Below are 17,257 nucleotides of genomic sequence, written 5' to 3' on the forward strand. Positions count from 1 at the left end.
AACCACGGGCACAAGTGAGTCCAGGAGAATGTATCCAAATGTCATACTTCAAGGTGCTTCGGCGTTTCTTGCGACCAAGATTTCGCACAGATCTTTAACTCTCTATAGCATCCTGCGGGATCATTTAGGCTTGCTTTTTAACAATGGTCAAAGTTAACCAAACAGCCCGGCACATTTTGGTAGTGGATGATGATAGTGGGGTTAGGGGAGTTCTTCGAGACATCCTTAGCGACAAAGGCCATACGGTATTAGCAGTAGGCAGCTTATTACAAGCGGAAGAGTCTTTGCTAAACGACTCCTTTGATTTAGTCCTCTGTGATTTACAGATGCAGGATGGTAATGGGCTAGAATTTTTAGAGAAGACACGCCAGAAATACCCTGACCTATATCTCATTGTGATCACTGGTTTCGGGACGCTTGATTCTGCTGTAGAGGCGATACGTATCGGCGTATTTGACTATTTGACAAAGCCCATCAACCATACACGCCTTGATTTGGCTCTCGACCGGCTAGATGCCTTCACCAGACTGGAGCGCGAGAATGAAAGCCTCAGGCAGGAGCTAGTGGAATCTCGCCTAGAGGATGTCGTATGGGGTGAGAGTCATGTGATGCAGCAACTGAGAAGTTTGACTTTAAAAATTGGTCCAACGGATACCACGGTGCTTATTCAAGGCGAGAGTGGTGTTGGTAAAGAAGTGATCTCTCGGGCTTTGTGCGCTTCTAGTCCCCGCTCAGATAAGCCTTTTATCAAAGTAAATTGTGCCGCAGTTCCAGCAAATCTTTTAGAAACGGAATTCTTTGGCCATGAGAGGGGTGCCTTTACCGGAGCTGATAAGCAAAGGTTAGGGCGTTTTGAATTAGCTCATACTGGTACACTGATGCTTGATGAGATCACAGAAATACCTCCTGAGTTGCAGGTCAAATTACTTCGTGTCTTACAAGAACAAGAGTTTGAAAGAGTGGGTGGCACCAAAAGTATTAAAGTCGATGTTCGAATTCTGGCGACGACCAATCGAGATCTGAAGGAAGAGGTTAGAGACAGAAGATTTCGAGAGGATCTCTACTATCGCTTAAATGTAGTTCCCATTGAGATTCCCCCGCTTCGGCAACGTGGGGAAGATGTCTTGCTACTAGCTGGGTACTTTCTTAGCCGCTTTTGTCTTAAACATGGCAAGAGGATCTTAGGTTTCAGCGAAGCAGCAAAAAAAAGGATATTGGACCATTCCTGGCCAGGAAATGTGCGAGAGCTGCAAAATACTATGGAAAGATCAGTCATTTTAGCTCCAGATAAAAAAGCCCTTAAAGGAACGGATTTGTCTTTGAGCCAGTCAGTGGATGAAGATGAAGGGGATTTGGATTTTGAACAGGTCATGACATTGGAGGAATTAGAGTACTTCATGGTCAGAAAAGCATTGGAGAAATATAGGGGCAATCGAACCTATGCCGCTAAAAAACTAGGTATTAGCCTCCGAACCATACGCAATAAACTGGCGCACTACCGTGAGGAAGGCAAATCACTAGATGATGTTGGCAAAGAGACTTTTGACTAGAACTTCCAGGAAAAGTTGACTAAATATCTCTTGCACCTAATATATATCGATGCCAGAAATAACTTCAGCTGCCCCTAAACCGAAGAAACCGAAGCGTAAAAGAGTTAATCTCCGTACCCCGGAGGTGATGAATGTCGTAAAAGCTCAGGTCAACGAGGACTACCGAAGCAAAGTAGTGGACTACATTAGGTTCTCGGGTAAAGGGATCTCAGCAAATGGTTTGACTGTCAAATTAGCCAAAGCTTTTGGTTTTTGTTATGGAGTGGAAAGAGCCATCGATCTCGCTTATGCAGCCGCTAAGACTTTTAAAGATAAACCCATTTATCTGCTAGGAGAGATTATTCACAATCCAGAAGTGAATGAACAACTAAAAGAAATGGGTATTACCACACTTCTCGAAGGAGAAAATGGTTATGATCTCTCAGAGCTCAAGGAAGACGATGTGGTGATTGTTCCAGCCTTCGGCGCTCCTGTTGAGACGATGCGAGAGGCAGAAGCTAAGCAGTGTATGATTGTGGATACCACTTGTGGAGATGTCATGAGCGTATGGAAGCGAGTTCGCCAATACAATAGGGAGAAAATTACCTCTATTATCCACGGAAAAGCCTGGCATGAGGAAACCAAAGCCACGGCATCAAGGGCCCTGAGTGAGGAAGGTTATGGTCATTATCTGATTGTCCTGACTCTTGAGGAGACGGACTATATTTGCGAATATATACGTCAAGGGGGAAGCAAAGAAGAGTTTTTAGAACGCTTTAAAGGCGCTTATTCGCCAGGCTTCGATCCGGACGAGCACCTCCAGGCAGTTGGCGTAGCTAATCAAACGACTATGATGAAAAATGATACCCTTGAGGTGCAAAAGCGTATCCGGAAGTCTATCGTGGATCGTTATGGAGAAACTGCGGTAGAAAGCCATTTTCGTTCGTTCGATACGATTTGTGGAGCCACCCAAGAAAGACAAGATGCTTTGAAGGAAATGCTTAAGGAGGAAATGGATCTTCTTATTGTCGTAGGGGGCTACAACAGTAGCAACACTTCCCACCTTGCTGAAATGGGAGAACAAGTTCTACCTACTTATTTCATCAAAAATTATACGAAGATGATTTCAGAGCAGAAAATATCTCACTTCAATCAACATACGAATGAAGAAGAAGAAAGTGAGAACTGGCTTCCGGATGGAGAAGTCACTGTTGGTATTACAGCCGGTGCGTCTTGTCCAAGCAATGTAATAGAAGACACGATTAGGCACCTCTATGAGTTTCGTGGGGTCAACGTTCTAGAGTTATTACCTGAATCTGCTCGCTAAAAATTTGGAGTTTCATCATTTGTCATTTTGTACTATAAGTTACATTTACAATAAGCTATCGATTAAGGAGTGTTTATGAATAGAAGAGTTTGCTTAGTTGTCTTATTATCGTCCCTGTTTCCTTTAAGCCTCATGGCTGTGCCTGAAAAGCTGCAAACGCTAGATGGCAATTCCTATAGCAATTTTTCTGTCAGTAACATTAACAACTCACACGTCAAAATTATGAACTCTAAGGGTGTTCATAATATTAAGTTGGGACAGATTAAAGATGAAGACTTGAAGATTTTGGGTGTGAATTTGTCAGACCCTATAGTGATTGAGAATATCAAAGGGCAGCGTGAGGAGCTGAAGTGGGCCATTAAGTTGGAGGAGATTCGTAAACAACGGGATAAGCTAACCTTACCTTCGGGTAAAGTAATTGATACCAAGAGCATTACAGATTTAAACCCGATGGCTTTAACGTACCGAGATGCCACCGGTGCAAAATCAATTCAAATTGGAGATCTACCATCGGAAATTCGTGAGCTTTTTGGATATAACAAAGCTCAGGCTGACGCTTACGCAAAAAATATTCAGGAACAAATCAATGCTCAAAAATTGGCTGCTTCCGTCAGTCAACAAGGCCAAGCCAAGACGAGCACAGTTGGTAATAAAATGCTTAGCTCCTCTGGCTATCCGTCTAATATGACCAAGGATCAGATTATAGCGGAACGGAATAAAGTTCGCACCCAATTGCGTGATAAATCCGTGTCTGCGGCGGATAGAAAAATCCTGGAAGGCAAAAAGCTAGAGCTCGATGACCTTCTCAGAAAAGCGAATACGAAATAGCCCATCATGAGTTATTAGCGTGTTTCAATGAATTTTCAATTCAGAGAAAACGCTCTAGCTTAGATCCAATCGACTGAGTAATTCATCTGGCTCCATGAGGATGCCTACATAGAAGGGACCAAACTCAGCATACTGGTAGCTAACTTCATCGAATCTCATTTCGTAGATGATGGATTTGAACTCGTCAATGGTGTTGGAAAAAAGAGTAACGCCCCATTCCCAGTCGCTAATGCCGGTAGAGCCGGTAATCAGTTGCTTTACCCGCCCTGCGTAAGTTCGGCCAACTTTCGCATGCCCCGCCATCAGCTTGCGGCGTTCATCATAGCTTAGGCCATACCAATTTTGCTCGGAGTTGCGGCGTTTAGCCATGGGGTAAAAGCAGATGCTTTTCCAATCCGTAAATTTTGGGTAGATACGGTCATGGCGATACTTAGCCATACGATCCGTGAAGTCTTGCATGGCAAGTGCGAACTCGGGTGTTCCAGGTGTGAGTCCTTTTTCCTTTTCTAGCGTTTTCCCCCATTCCTCATCAGTTGTCGTGTATTCGGATTCTTCTGTTAGTGATAAGAAGCTGTATTCGCGACTCAGCACACTCGTTCCTAGCACCTGGTTAAATTGTTTTTCAAGCTTATCGATTTGATGTAAGTCAGGAGCTGCGGCTAGGAAACCGAAGTCGGACCTTCCGATGATGCTGTAGAGAAGAAGCTGGCAGTCCTCTTGACCGCGAAAATCGGAAACAAGTTGCTTGAAGGAGGTCAAGTGTTCTTCCTGAGAGTAATCAAGTTCCTCCCAGGAGGCGTAGTCGATTTCGTATATCTGATGGAGAACGTTCCATCCTACTTTGGCTATGATGCGGTTCGATTCACTAGTCATGGGTTTCTAAACTGGTCTTGAATGATCATCTTGGCAAGACCAATAGCCCTTTATCCACTTGTAACGGACTTTAGGAATCTTCTTTGAACTCTCGAGCAAACATCAGCAAAATAATACCTGATGAGAGGATGCTGCTTCCCAAGATGAGAAAAGCTTTATGCACACCTGATTTCCAAGCCAACCAAATAAAAGTGATACCAACGAGCAGAGAGAACCCTATAAAGAAGCTGCCTTTGAAAGCCAGGACATCTCGTCGTTGTTCGCGGAGATCGTGAATTTCAGAGAAAAAATAGAAGGATAAAAAGATAAAGACGGTAGCACTGATCATCGAGAATTCCGCGAATTCGGGCACAGAGAGCAACGAATCGTAAAGCCCATGAACCAGTATCACACTCGTCAGAACATAGAAAAAATGGTCTAGTGAGTGAATTCGCTTCTGCGCTCTATAGAGGGAGAGCCCTACAAGACCTGTTGTTGTCATATGAAAAAAATTGGACATCAGTGAGCGTTGTGCGCTTGTTCCTGTTCCTAGATCTGAGAAGTATCGGAAATTTTCTTCGATGGCAAAGCCCAGACCAACGCCAGCTGCTACGAACAGAGTTGTGAGTTGTCTTTGCTCCCGGAGTAAGAAGGCAAGTAAAGGAAGAAAACATAGTAACTTGATAAGCTCTTCTCGTAAGCCAATCCCCGCAAAAGAATAGACCAGGGAACTTGGAAGGTCCCCCGAGCCATTTAGGCCTAGTACTTCTGTTTGCCAAGTATGCGTCAATAGACTGATCTGAGCAGCGAGAAATCCCAAGCAAACGCCTACCAGTAATAGCGAGGTTTGCGTTTTATTTTCTGAAGCAACTTGAGACCATTGAAAGCAAAGCAGTAACCATATAGCACCACCGATGCACGATATAACCATATGGTCCAGATCATAGTCCTGGTAGTCCCAGGGAATTTGGAGTTTGATCACGGAAAGCCAATCTTGCTTTTTAACAGCGTAGTCGTACGCAAAATTCAAATCGAATAATGCTTTGTAGTCTTCATCTGCTTTTAGACGGTCCAGATCTTGATAGCTCTTGGCTACAAGGTAGGCATGTAAAGCTTTCTCTCTTAAATAGGGATACGGGCTTAGCTTATTTTCCTTTTCAAAAGCTTGTGCAGCCAGCAGATATTCCACTCGGTTTTCATAAACCAAACCAAGAGTTAAAAAACTATTGAGCACGGGAGGGTAGTTTTCTGTAAGGGTTTTAATTTTTTCCACAGGCCGGTTATCTTGGGGGTTGAGACGACTTTCCGTATAGAGCCGGAAAAGAGTTTTTTGTTCGGACGTGAAAGCCTCTTGCTCAACGGTTTCTAAATATTGAGGTAATAAGTCAGAGGGCAATTGGGAGGCAATAACCAGTAAATCACCAGGCTGGTTGACGGTGGCCTCAGGCGGTAGACCGATTTGAGGTGTTGAAAAGTGGCTCAGTATAAATCCTAGTAATCCAGACCCCAGAAGGATACCAAAGCAGGTTTTATAAAGAAAAGAATCTTCTCGAGTACGGTAATAAATCCAACTTTGCCACTTATTCATAGGAGAGATATTTCGGAGAAAATGATTTTGGAGTACCTTTTAATTTTTCAGCAGAGGCTCAATGCTTTGGTGATAAATAGTATCCCAGTTGTTTTCTCTCATAATTTTTTTACTCAATGTATGTTTAGAAGATGCAAGGAGCTTCTTAGCGGCAGCTATAGCATCTCCTTCATTTGTTAGGCATAGAGTATTTGCTTTAAGTTCTTGCGCAATCGCTTCATTTTCAATAGCCCAGCAAGGAATTTTTCTAAGAGCTGCCTCATAATATGGAAGGCCAAAGGCTTCATACCGAGAGAGGAAAAAAATCACGTCGGCTATTTGTAAACAGTTCTGCCAGATAGCTTCAGAGGTTTTAAGGCACTGGTTGAGAATAAAAACATGACCGGAAAGCTGAAACTGATCAGAGATGAGGTGCTCAAGATATTTCACATAAGACTCATTGTTATCACCGGGTTGGCCGGGGATACCTGATATGATAAGCATGGGGTTGATTTGAAGCTCTGTCTTAATCGCATTGAGATATATGATGGTCATGTCGATATTTTTTCGCTGCAGAAGGCGTGCTGGGAGGAAAAATATAAGATCACGCTCAATAAATTTTTGCTCACTGAGCCAATTTGAAAACTCTGATGTAAGTCCAAAAACACGATGAAGATCGATGCCATTTGGGACGACGGGAATGTCTTTTTCCGGGATATGGTAAGTCTCAGCAATTTCCCTTTGCCTGAACCTAGACGGGGCGATGTAAGTGACATCCTCATGCTTGGTATGCATCATGGCCCATGGATGTTTGGTAGGGTTGGGAAGTGAGTAGTCCATGTTTTTTGCAGTGAAATCATGGACCCAAACCAGCGTCCTTCTTGTTTTGGCAAGCTTTCTTAAGGCTTCTGTCAGTGCTAAATTAAAATGAGTGGTAAAGTTTCCATGGCATAGGACGATGTCTGCCCAAAGGTAATAGGGTTGCAGAGCTTCCAGTAATTCCGTGGTAAAATCAGAATAATGATGGTCTGTTTGTCCTTGATCTACAGCACGTTTTGTTTTTAAGTTTTTGGGGTAAGAGGGGGAAAGTTCAGGTAGTAACTCGAGTTGATAATCATGGGAACTACTTTTTCCTATCCCCGTTACAACTTTTACGGTATGATTATTCCTAGTCAGCAATTCCGCTAATTGGCGCATAATCAGTTCGGCTCCCCCAACAACAGGCCAGAAGGTGCTATTAATTAAAACAATCTTCATGAACAGTAGACATTATCTCTAGAGATGAACGAGGCACAATGCCTTTCTGAAAAGAATAATAGAACCGTGAATCATCTGAGAAAAATAAAAAGATTTGGGCTGACGGGGGGTATTGCTGCCGGTAAGTCAACAGTCGCTGGTTTCCTGAGTGATAAAGGCTGGAAAATTATTGATACGGATGTGATTGCACGTGATTTGTGTGAGATAGGGAAAGAGGGCTATAAAAATGTGGTTGACGTATTTGGGGTAAAGATACTAAAACAGAATAGATCCATTGATCGAGTTGCATTGGGTAAAATAGTATTTAAGAATTCTGATAAAAGAAAGTTACTTAACTCGATTCTACATCCGCTTGTCCGAGCAAAATGGATAGACCAATTTGCTAGGCATGAAGCGGAAGATCATTCAGGTCCTGCCGTGGTTGTGATTCCACTGATGTTTGAAACAGGAATGAATGAGTGGTTTGATTCCATCGGATGCGTTGCGTGCCCACTTGAGATTCAGATCACGCGCTTAATGGATAGAGGACTTTCGAAAGAAGAGGCACATTTAAGGATTGAAGCTCAGTGGTCAGTCACTGAAAAAATGAAACAAAGTGATAAAGTCATTTGGAATATTGGCAGTCTGGAGTTATTGAAAATGCAGACAGAGCAGCTCAATAGCAGTTGGCTCTCTCGCGCATGAGATAGAAGCCCCCCAAAAATCAAAGGATAGCTTATGGCAGAAGAAGGTAGTCATCTGACAACAAAAACAAAATCTGAAGTAGCAAGTGAGGCAAAGGTCGCTGTTTCCAGTGCCCCTGATGCTTCAGCTAAGAAAGATGTTTCCCAAGATAAAGAACAAGATAAAGAAAAGGATCGTAAGAAAGTGGAGGAAGCAAGTACCGAATCAAAGAAGCAAGCCAACCGTAACCGGGGTCGTAACAACAACCGCCGTAACAACAATAACCGCCGTAACTTCAGCAATAAGCAACGCGGTAATGGTTCAGGCGGTGGAAGTGATGATCATTACAACGACATGGCCTATGATGAAATTTTACCACCAGAAGGCACAGGAGTTGATGAGAATGGTGAGCCTTTGCCCCCGCCGCCTCCAGGTATTGACCTTCACTTCAATGACTTGCAGAAGAAGCATATCCAAGATCTTCACGAATATGCTAAGGACTTCAACGTTGAGAATGTCGGGACACTTCGCAAACATGAGTTGATCTTTGCCATCATGAAGCGCAATGCCGAGCGCAATGGTAGACTATTTGGTGAGGGTGTTTTAGAAATTCTCCCCGACTCATATGGATTCCTGCGCTTAGCAGCCTACAATTATACACCTTGTCCTGAAGACATCTACGTTTCGCCATCACAAATTAGACGTCATGGTTTGAAGAAAGGAGATCTCATTGGGGGAGAGATTCGTCCTCCGCGTGATAAGGAACGCTACTTTGCTCTAGTGGCAATGGATAAACTTGAAGGGGAAGAGCCTTCCAAAGCAAAGAGTGTCATTCACTTTGATAACTTAACTCCTTTGTTTCCTAACCGTCGCATTGTTCTTGAAAATTCTCAAAAATCAGATCCTGCGATGCGAGCTATGGATTTGATTACCCCTATTGGCTTTGGCCAACGGGGTTTGATCGTAGCACCTCCTCGCACCGGAAAGACTGTATTGATGCAAAAGATTGCCAATGCTATTACCGATAATAACCCCAACGCGCACCTCATCGTCTTATTGATTGACGAGCGTCCTGAAGAAGTAACGGATATGTCTCGCTCCGTAAAAGGAGAGGTAATTAGCTCCACATTTGATGAACATGCTGAGCGTCATGTGCAAGTAGCAGAGATGGTCATTGAACGTGCCAAGCGCCTAGCCGAACGGGGAACAGATGTTATCATACTGTTGGACAGCATTACTCGTCTTGCCCGTGCGTACAATACGCTGCAACCACATAGTGGAAAGATCCTTTCTGGTGGTGTTGATGCTAATGCCTTACATAAACCTAGGCGCTTTTTTGCCGCAGCCCGTAACCTTGAAGAGGGGGGGAGCCTTACCATACTCGCAACCGCATTAGTGGAAACTGGTAGTAAGATGGATGAAGTCATCTTCGAAGAATTTAAAGGCACAGGTAATATGGAAATTCACCTGGATCGTGATCTTGTAAACAAGCGTGTTTATCCTGCCATTAATATTTCGAAGTCTGGAACTCGTAAAGAGGAGATTCTCTACCATCGCGACGAGATGCCTAGAATTCATGTGCTGCGCAAGGCCTTTACCTCATTGCCATCTGTAGAGGGTATGGAGCTCCTACTAGATCGCATCAAAAAGACTCGTAGCAATGCCGAATTCTTATTGGCAATGAATCTGAAGGACTAATAACTACTTAGTCTGAGACTGAATGAAGGTATTTGTTACGGGGGGCGCTGGCTACATTGGTAGTGTATGCGTCGAAGAAGTTTTAAATGCCGGCCATGAAGTCTGTGTGTTTGATAACCTCTCGGAAGGACATCGTTCGGCGGTGGACGATCGCGCAAAATTTGTCCAGGGGGATTTACACCGCTTAGATTCAGTCAAGGAGGTGGTCAATTCTTACAAACCTGATGCCGCTATCCACTTTGCCGGTAAAGCCCTAGTTGGGGAGTCCATGGCAAATCCCTACCTATATTATCAGACGAATGTCTATGGTGGAACTAATCTGCTCGAGGCGCTTGTCCAGTATGGGTGCAAGCGGATCGTCTTTTCATCTACCTGCGCTACTTATGGTGTTCCTCTTAACGTTCCCATTGATGAGTCAAACCCTCAACATCCTATTAATCCTTATGGTCATTCCAAATTGGCCTTTGAGCAAATTTTACGGTGGTATCAAAAGGTGCATGGTCTTGCTTTTACCGCATTGCGTTACTTTAACGCTGCTGGTGCCTCAGTTAAGTTTGGTGAGCACCACCGTATTGAAACCCATCTTATCCCTAACGTTCTCAAGGTGGCCCTGGGGCAGATGGAAAAGGTTTTTATCTTTGGAGATCAATATGATACGCCCGATGGCACTTGTATCAGGGACTATATACATCTCATAGACCTAGCATCAGCTCATATTGCAGCTCTTGACCAAACAGAGTCGGGGCACTTTAATGTGGGCACCGGAAATGGTTATTCTGTCATGGAGGTCATAGAGATGTGTCGTGAGGTTACAGGGCATGCAATTCCTGCTGAAATGATGCCTGCTAGAGAAGGGGATCCTCCTCGCTTGGTGGCAGACCCCAGGAAGATCAAAAATGAGCTTCATTGGAGTCCTAAACATGCCGGGCTTAAGGAGATTGTAACCAGCGCTTGGAACTGGCATAAATTAAATCCGGAAGGCTACAAAGATTAGACGGATCTTTTTTCCTATGGCTCGCGTCACTAAAAAAAGCAAAACGGTTGCAAGCTCCTCCATCACGGTAGGCCAGTTTTACTCTGGTCATGCCGGAGCGTTGAGCTTGAAACTCGCAGCGGGGAGTCGGGGCATGGATCGAGTCATTAGTGAAGGCTCAGTCAATAGGCTAGGGCTGGCCTTGACTGGTTTTTTCAAATATTTTGCCAATCGACGCGTTCAACTCATCGGCAGCAGCGAAATGGCTTATATCCGGTCACTTTCTGCCAGAACCAGAAAAGAGAGAATTCGCAGCATCTTGGCCCATAAAATCCCCTGCATCATCATAAGTCGCAATATTAAACCTCCTCAAGATTTACTTGATGCTGCAGAGCATTCCGGTGTACCACTCTTTATTTCTCCCATCAAGACGATGCGTTTAGTAAATGCTGTAACCATTTGCTTGGAAAGTGATTTCGCCCCGACAGCTTCAGAGCATGGCAGCATGGTAGATATTCATGGAGTCGGAGCACTTATCCGCGGAGAGAGTGGTATAGGTAAGAGTGAGTGCGTTCTCGGCCTCATCGAACGCGGGTATTCACTTGTTTCCGATGACATCACTAGATTTCGTTTAATCGAAGGTCGAGATTTAATGGGAACTTCCGCAGAACTGACCAGACATTACATTGAAGTTCGCGGTATAGGCATTATAAATGTTGCCAGTATTTTTGGAGCAAGCAGTATTCGTTACAAAAAACAGCTAGATTTAGTTGTCACGCTGATTGAATGGGATAGGCTTGAGGAGGTTGACCGTATAGGACTGGATCAAAAGTACTACGAGATCTTGCAAATAAAAGTTCCGCATGTCACAATACCTGTTCGGCCGGGTAGAGACTTAGCCGGACTGGTAGAAGTGGCAGCTCTCGACCAGAAGCTTAAGCTTATGGGACAGTTTGCGGCCAACGAATTTAATGATCGCTTAGTGAGCAAAATGCAGAAAAGGTAAATCGAATAGGATGGGTGCTTTGGCAAGAAAACAAGAATCTGAGAACGACAGGGTGGTTAAGGAAATGGAAGTACAGAATAAGTTGGGCTTACATGCTAGGCCAGCTGCAATGTTTGTTCGAGCAGCAAATAAATTTTCTGGTGAAATTTGGGTAGAAAAAGATAATGAGGAGGTTAATGGGAAAAGCATCATGGGGCTCATGATGTTGGCTGCTGGCTGCGGTTCGGTATTGAAAGTCTCAGCTATTGGCGACGGGGCTGAAGATGCATTAAATGAGTTGCATGAACTCGTTGAGCGAAAGTTTGATGAAGATTAGTTCAAAAGCTCGCAATCCTTTCGTGGATTTGAATATAGATTTTAAATTGTGGAGCAAGATGAGAAAAGTGAAAGACGGTTTTCGGGAATCCCTGTAGCCCCCGGAGTTGGACACGCTGAAATTTTAGTCATTGATCGCGAAGAGCAAAGAATCCCACCCACGCCTGTAGAGGAGGCGGATATCCCCAATGAACTTGCCCGCTTAGAGGTCGCTTTAGTAAAAACACGTGAGCAAATTCAGGAGATCAAAGAGCATCTATCTCATTCCCTAGGTGAAAAGGATGCCAGCATCTTTGACGCGCACCTACTAGTGGTCGAGGATAATTCCATCTTGGAAGCTGTAAAGAAGCAGCTTTACATGAGAAAACTCTGCGTTGAGTATATCTACCATCATCTTACTCAATCATTTGCCCAAAGCATGAAAGAAGTGGATGACCCTTATTTACAAGAGAGAGCTTCAGACATTTTGGATGTAGGTCGTAGAGTCTTGAATAACTTGCTGGGCTTAGATTCCGCCAAGCGTCTAAAATTAACCAAGCCAACTATTGTTGTTGCTCATGATTTAACTCCGTCTGATACCGCGGTTTTGGATCGTAAATTTATCGTAGGATTTGCCACGGATCTGGGCAGTAAGACTTCGCATACCGCCATCATGGCACGGTCTATGAATATCCCCGCTGTGGTAGGCCTTAAGGATGTCTCGAATTTTATTGATTCTAATATTCCAGCTATTATCGATGGTTATGAAGGAATGCTGATCATTCATCCTTTGCAGGAAACGGATTTTGTATACGGGAAAATTGAGGAAAGACGTCACGAAGTCGATGAACAACTCACTGCCCTAAAGGAATCTCAAGCGGTTACCAAGGATAACAGGAGAATCATTGTATCGGCCAATGTAGAATTGCCGGATGATCTAGCACTATTGGCTGAAACCGGTGCTGAGGGAATAGGACTTTACCGCTCAGAGTTCTTATTTCTCAATCGTGTTGTTTTGCCAGAAGAAGAAGAGCAATTGGAAATGTATAGAAAAGTGGTCGAGGCTTCACTGCCTTACCCGGCTATTATCCGCACACTTGATGTGGGTGGAGATAAATTACTTGAGGAGGCGGATATTAGTGACGACCTCAATCCGTTCTTGGGTTGGCGAGCTATACGTTATCTTTTGGAGCGGGTGGATGTTTTTAAAACGCAAATGAAGGCTATCTTGCGTGCCGGGGGAGGCAAAGCTATCCGCATGATGTTCCCTATGATAGCCACTTATGAAGAGCTCATGAAGAGCAAGGAGCTTCTTCAAGAATGTTACCAAGAGCTCGAAGCCAGTGGGTTGCCTTATTCTAAAGAAGTAGAACTTGGAGTGATGGTAGAAGTTCCCTCTCTGGCGCTCACCCTTGATAGGATCGTCAATGAAGTAGAATTTTTTAGCATCGGAACAAATGATTTGATTCAGTATACGCTAGCGATAGATCGAACGAATGAAAAAGTGGCAAACCTTTATCAGCCTTGTCACCCTTCTATTATCCAACTCATTCGTCGCACGGTAGATGTCGCACATGAACACAACAAATGGGTAGGTGTCTGTGGCGAAATGGCTGGTGAGGTCATTCTGACGCCCTTACTCCTCGGCCTAGGTGTAGACGAGCTAAGTATGGGTTCTATCTTTATTCCTCGAGTGAAGAAGGCCGTCCAATCTCTGAGTTATAAAGAGATGAGTGCATTTGTCTTGGAAATCGAAAAGAAAAATACTGCGCAAGAAATACAGGACTGTCTTGAAGAAATTGCTTCTCAGAATTATCCAGAATTATTGGAATAGTTATTTAGCGCTAAAAGTCATTTCCAAAAATGGATGCCCCCCTTATGGTAGCCTTTCCCGGTATCATGAATTCTATGCAGCTCGCTACAGCATCTTCAGCTAATGACCTCGTTCAAAGTTTGGCAATACTGCTTTTGGCAGCTGGCTTGAGTGGTTGGCTCTTTCAAAAGATTGGTTTGTCTTCAGTCGTAGGCTACATTCTTGCCGGTATTGTGATTGGTCCTAATTCCTTTGGTACCACTCTCATCGATGACCAGGAGCGAATTGATGCTTTAGCACAAATAGGCCTTGTTTTCCTCATGTTCTGGATTGGTCTAGGTTTCAGTATTCGTCGAGCCAGGCGTGTCGGACTTAAGCTGATATTGGCCAATATTATTGCTGGGTTGGTCCTTTTTCTTGCCTTCTATAGTGTCAGTAAAGCTTTAGGATGGAATCAAGATATCTCGATTTTTATCGGAGCCATGTTTATGATTAGTAGTTCGGCAATTATTTGTAAACTACTTGGTGAAAAGGGGATCTCCCACGAACGCTCTGCTCAATACGCCCTAGGGGTTGTTATCAATGAAGATGCCATGGTTGTCATCTTGATGACACTACTTGCCTCTTATATTCAATTTTCCAGTGTTGAGGTAGGTTCAGTCTTATCTGTTGTCGGTACGTTACTGCTTTTTTTGACACTCATATTATTACTGGGCCTAGTCTTCATTCCCCGAATTCTTGCATTCTTTGAAACCCGTTTGGATCGGGAATTATTTACCAACCTTATGATCGCTCTGGTATTTGTCTTTGCCATTGTTGCCGTTAGAGCGGGTTATCCCTTGGCACTCGGGTCTTTTATTCTTGGAGCGATTGTCGCGGATACCTCTGCTAAAAGGCAAATCGAGCGACTTCTTGGTGGAAGCACTTATGTGTTGGGCGCTATTTTCTTCTGTGCAATTGGAATGATGATTGAAGTAGAGGTTCTACTAGAATCTTGGAAGCTCATTCTCCTCTTTTCCTTTCTTACTCTAGCACTTAGATGCATGGCTTACAGCACGGGATTGATGGTTTCGGGGGTAAAGATGAATGAAGCAATTCGCACAGGCTTACTCGTAACTCCTGTGGGTGAATTTTCATTCGTGATGGCTGAGATTGGCCTGAAAGGCGGTAAGCTGACTTCTGAATTCTATGCGCTCGCTGTGGGTGTTTCTCTAGTCACAGCTGTGGTCGCACCTTTTATTTTTAAACACTCGGATGGTATGAGCGTGTGGATGCAAAATCGTTCACCCAAATTCTGGCGTAGATTTCTAAGTGCTTACCATGAGTCCTTGGAAAAAATTGGTCAACTTCGCTCACAAAGTAAGATTTGGCAACTAAGCAAAAAACGCATTTTTCAAATCATGAGAGAAGTGCTAAGTGTTTCTGCTATTTTAGTCTTCTCAAGACCACTATTAAGCTTAATTGAAGAAAAGTTTGGTGAGCACATTTTACTTGTACACGGAACACCTGTTATTTTCTGGACCTGCATCATCGCGTTAGTTTCAGCTCCTTTATTTGCCTTATGGAGGAATATTGATGCCCTAACCATGATTTATAGCGAAATGCTCTTTTCCAAAAAAGAAACCCTCTCTCGCAGGCGTATGGTAGAGAACACCATGAAGATGATCTGTCTCGGAGTAACCATTATTTGGCTGTGGGCTATTCTGCCTATTCCAACATTCTCCATGGAAAGTATCTTAGTGCTCGCTTTTTTTGGAATTGCTTGGTTTTTATTTTTCAGAAGTCGTTTGATTTTTTGGCATAGCAAGCTCGAATATGCCCTTAAGGAGGCCATTGCACCTGATAGCCTTGATCACACCGAGAAATTACCAAGACTCTTAGATGAGCACGAATCTTGGGGACTTGAAATCTTAGAAGTTGAAATCCCTGAGCGCACTCGCTTAGCCGGTAAAAGTTTAGAGGATTTACATATAAGACGTAACTTTAATGTCACAGTCATTGGCATTGAACGCCAAGGTTTTCTCATAGGGAACCCCAGACAAGATACTAGGCTTTATCCAAACGACAGACTGCTTCTACTCGGTAAAGCAGAGGCAGTAGGAGAAGCAAGAGATTATCTGAAAAAACGTCGTGTCACTGAGATATCAAAGGCGAACTTTGAAGATATGATTTTGGAACATGTCACCATTGATGAAAAGTCCTCCTGGTGCCGAGCAAAACTTGCTGACTTGGCTTTGCCCAGGAAGTTTGGAGTTCAAATTGTGGGCTTAGCTAGAGGGGAAGAGATGATTAAAAAGCTTTCAGGAGAACAAATACTCTTACCTGGTGATGAACTCTTAGTCATCGGTGCCCCTAGCGAGATATCAGAGCTCAACCGCTGGATGCTGGAGGATGCAAAAGCCAAAGTGTAAACCCGGATGATGTAATAGAAGTTGAATAAATCATGAAGTCTCTATGGCATCAACCGGGTTAAAGACTAAGTGGCGTAATGGTTAATTTTCTGATGGCTAGCGGGCCATGATCTCCTTGAATGACTACTGGGCCGGTTTTTTTTTCATCAGTGAATTGTGCGGATCGGGTAGGTCCTAAGGCAGCCTGGTTTTCATGCACTAACTCTCCATTTACAAGCACTTCTATAAATTGAGCTGGCCCTATTTTTTTACCAGACGAATCAAACCGCGGTGCCTTAAAAGTTATCTCTAGAATTTGCCATTGGCCGGGTGCTTTAGCTGCATTGACCTTCGGAGCAACACCTTCAAACCCTCTTTGTTCCTTCGGTCCCTCTGTTTTCCATCGTTGATATAAACCGCCCAGGCCAGAAAATTTTGGTTCCTTTTTACCATAACTATCAAGGATTTGAATTTCATAGCGTCCCATAACATAAACACCGGAGTTAGAGCCCTTGGGCACCATGAACTCTAATTCAATGCGTAAATCACGATATTCTTTTTTAGTAAAGAGATAACTAGCTTTTTGCTTGGTCTTTCCATTAACCAGTATAGGACCTTCGTCAGTTGCTTCATAGGCTAATGCTTTTTCCCCTGAAACGGCTTTTACCTCATTGGTAAATTCCCACCCACTAGTCGTTTCCGCCTTAAACTTTGAAAAATCCCCCTTGCTTAGAAGCTCCTCAGATGCCTCTTCAGCCAACAGCAGGGTGCAGCTCGTCAATAAAAGTAACCAGTAAGCAATGACTGTTTTCATATCTTGGAACTCTCTTTACTCTAGCAAAGAGCTCCTCACGGATAAAGCTCAACCAGCAACATTTTTTTGACTAAATCTCTAGGTCTCTCAGGCATTATACGGCCTTAAAATAGAAAGACTTTAAGAATGAGATATGTTATCAATTAATTATTGAGCTTTTTCTGTTAATCTGCTCCATATATAAAATGCCTTATCTATTAAAGATCCTCTTGAGTCTTGTTTTAATTATCGGTATCTCAGAGATGA

At 43.6% G+C, this 17,257-nt stretch carries 13 protein-coding genes and 1 pseudogene; 10 read left to right on the top strand and 4 right to left on the bottom strand.

Annotation, left to right across the window (positions count from 1 at the left end):
* The first annotated feature begins 143 nt into the window (after nucleotides 1–143).
* From AAGA18_11600 to AAGA18_11610, 3 genes are all read left to right on the top strand, one after another.
* Nucleotides 144–1,550: a sigma-54 dependent transcriptional regulator gene (locus AAGA18_11600; GenBank protein MEM9445981.1), complete on the top strand. Its 1,407-nt coding sequence runs from the start codon at nucleotides 144–146 to the stop codon at nucleotides 1,548–1,550.
* A gap of 49 nt (nucleotides 1,551–1,599) precedes the next feature.
* The gene (locus AAGA18_11605; GenBank protein MEM9445982.1) at nucleotides 1,600–2,856 is read left to right on the top strand and encodes a 4-hydroxy-3-methylbut-2-enyl diphosphate reductase; all 1,257 of its coding nucleotides are present in this window, start codon (nucleotides 1,600–1,602) and stop codon (nucleotides 2,854–2,856) included.
* 75 nt (nucleotides 2,857–2,931) lie between these two features.
* Nucleotides 2,932–3,684 carry a hypothetical protein gene (locus AAGA18_11610; GenBank protein MEM9445983.1) on the top strand — a complete coding sequence of 251 codons (753 nt, stop codon included), beginning with the start codon at nucleotides 2,932–2,934 and terminating at the stop codon, nucleotides 3,682–3,684.
* Nucleotides 3,685–3,738: 54 nt separating this feature from the next.
* On the opposite strand, the gene AAGA18_11615 is transcribed toward AAGA18_11610, so the two are convergent.
* The 3 genes from AAGA18_11615 to AAGA18_11625 form a co-directional block, all read right to left on the bottom strand.
* A complete protein-coding gene (locus AAGA18_11615) occupies nucleotides 3,739–4,557 on the bottom strand; it encodes a chlorite dismutase family protein (protein ID MEM9445984.1) in 819 nt (272 codons plus the stop codon).
* A gap of 70 nt (nucleotides 4,558–4,627) precedes the next feature.
* Complete coding sequence (locus tag AAGA18_11620; protein ID MEM9445985.1) at nucleotides 4,628–6,124, bottom strand: PrsW family glutamic-type intramembrane protease; 1,497 nt, start codon at nucleotides 6,122–6,124, stop codon at nucleotides 4,628–4,630.
* 39 nt (nucleotides 6,125–6,163) lie between these two features.
* The gene (locus AAGA18_11625) at nucleotides 6,164–7,360 is read right to left on the bottom strand and encodes a glycosyltransferase family 4 protein (protein MEM9445986.1); all 1,197 of its coding nucleotides are present in this window, start codon (nucleotides 7,358–7,360) and stop codon (nucleotides 6,164–6,166) included.
* 66 nt (nucleotides 7,361–7,426) lie between these two features.
* On the opposite strand from AAGA18_11625, the gene coaE reads away from it, so the two are divergent.
* The 7 genes and pseudogenes from coaE (at nucleotide 7,427) to AAGA18_11660 (ending at nucleotide 16,218) form a co-directional block, all read left to right on the top strand.
* A complete protein-coding gene (gene coaE / locus AAGA18_11630; GenBank protein ID MEM9445987.1) occupies nucleotides 7,427–8,044 on the top strand; it encodes a dephospho-CoA kinase in 618 nt (205 codons plus the stop codon).
* Nucleotides 8,045–8,458: 414 nt separating this feature from the next.
* Nucleotides 8,459–9,721 (top strand): annotated as a pseudogene (gene rho, locus AAGA18_11635) (transcription termination factor Rho).
* 22 nt (nucleotides 9,722–9,743) lie between these two features.
* Entirely contained in the window at nucleotides 9,744–10,715 is a 972-nt protein-coding gene (gene galE, locus AAGA18_11640; protein MEM9445988.1) for a UDP-glucose 4-epimerase GalE, read from the top strand.
* Nucleotides 10,716–10,731: 16 nt separating this feature from the next.
* Nucleotides 10,732–11,700: an HPr(Ser) kinase/phosphatase gene (hprK, locus tag AAGA18_11645; GenBank protein ID MEM9445989.1), complete on the top strand. Its 969-nt coding sequence runs from the start codon at nucleotides 10,732–10,734 to the stop codon at nucleotides 11,698–11,700.
* Between the two features lie 10 nt (nucleotides 11,701–11,710).
* On the top strand, nucleotides 11,711–12,016 hold the full coding sequence (locus tag AAGA18_11650; protein MEM9445990.1) for an HPr family phosphocarrier protein: 306 nt from the start codon (nucleotides 11,711–11,713) through the stop codon (nucleotides 12,014–12,016).
* A gap of 48 nt (nucleotides 12,017–12,064) precedes the next feature.
* Complete coding sequence (gene ptsP / locus AAGA18_11655; GenBank protein ID MEM9445991.1) at nucleotides 12,065–13,828, top strand: phosphoenolpyruvate--protein phosphotransferase; 1,764 nt, start codon at nucleotides 12,065–12,067, stop codon at nucleotides 13,826–13,828.
* A 29-nt stretch (nucleotides 13,829–13,857) separates the two neighbouring features.
* Complete coding sequence (locus AAGA18_11660) at nucleotides 13,858–16,218, top strand: cation:proton antiporter (protein ID MEM9445992.1); 2,361 nt, start codon at nucleotides 13,858–13,860, stop codon at nucleotides 16,216–16,218.
* Between the two features lie 58 nt (nucleotides 16,219–16,276).
* Here the strand turns inward: AAGA18_11660 and AAGA18_11665 are convergent, their stop codons facing one another.
* Nucleotides 16,277–17,011, bottom strand: coding sequence for a DUF1080 domain-containing protein (locus tag AAGA18_11665; GenBank protein MEM9445993.1), 735 nt, complete (start codon nucleotides 17,009–17,011; stop codon nucleotides 16,277–16,279).
* Nucleotides 17,012–17,257: the final 246 nt, after the last annotated feature.

Source organism: Verrucomicrobiota bacterium (assembly GCA_039192515.1).
GTDB lineage: Bacteria > Verrucomicrobiota > Verrucomicrobiia > Methylacidiphilales > JBCCWR01 > JBCCWR01.

What these genes read in the sequence shown, in the direction of transcription:
- AAGA18_11620 (MEM9445985.1), bottom strand. Translation starts at nt 6,124, where the DNA reads ATGAATAAGTGGCAAAGTTGGATTTATTACCGTACTCGAGAAGATTCT.
- AAGA18_11600 (MEM9445981.1), top strand. Translation starts at nt 144, where the DNA reads ATGGTCAAAGTTAACCAAACAGCCCGGCACATTTTGGTAGTGGATGAT.
- AAGA18_11665 (MEM9445993.1), bottom strand. Translation starts at nt 17,011, where the DNA reads ATGAAAACAGTCATTGCTTACTGGTTACTTTTATTGACGAGCTGCACC.
- AAGA18_11625 (MEM9445986.1), bottom strand. Translation starts at nt 7,360, where the DNA reads ATGAAGATTGTTTTAATTAATAGCACCTTCTGGCCTGTTGTTGGGGGA.
- AAGA18_11615 (MEM9445984.1), bottom strand. Translation starts at nt 4,557, where the DNA reads ATGACTAGTGAATCGAACCGCATCATAGCCAAAGTAGGATGGAACGTT.
- AAGA18_11660 (MEM9445992.1), top strand. Translation starts at nt 13,858, where the DNA reads ATGGATGCCCCCCTTATGGTAGCCTTTCCCGGTATCATGAATTCTATG.
- hprK (MEM9445989.1), top strand. Translation starts at nt 10,732, where the DNA reads ATGGCTCGCGTCACTAAAAAAAGCAAAACGGTTGCAAGCTCCTCCATC.
- AAGA18_11650 (MEM9445990.1), top strand. Translation starts at nt 11,711, where the DNA reads ATGGGTGCTTTGGCAAGAAAACAAGAATCTGAGAACGACAGGGTGGTT.
- AAGA18_11605 (MEM9445982.1), top strand. Translation starts at nt 1,600, where the DNA reads ATGCCAGAAATAACTTCAGCTGCCCCTAAACCGAAGAAACCGAAGCGT.
- galE (MEM9445988.1), top strand. Translation starts at nt 9,744, where the DNA reads ATGAAGGTATTTGTTACGGGGGGCGCTGGCTACATTGGTAGTGTATGC.
- AAGA18_11610 (MEM9445983.1), top strand. Translation starts at nt 2,932, where the DNA reads ATGAATAGAAGAGTTTGCTTAGTTGTCTTATTATCGTCCCTGTTTCCT.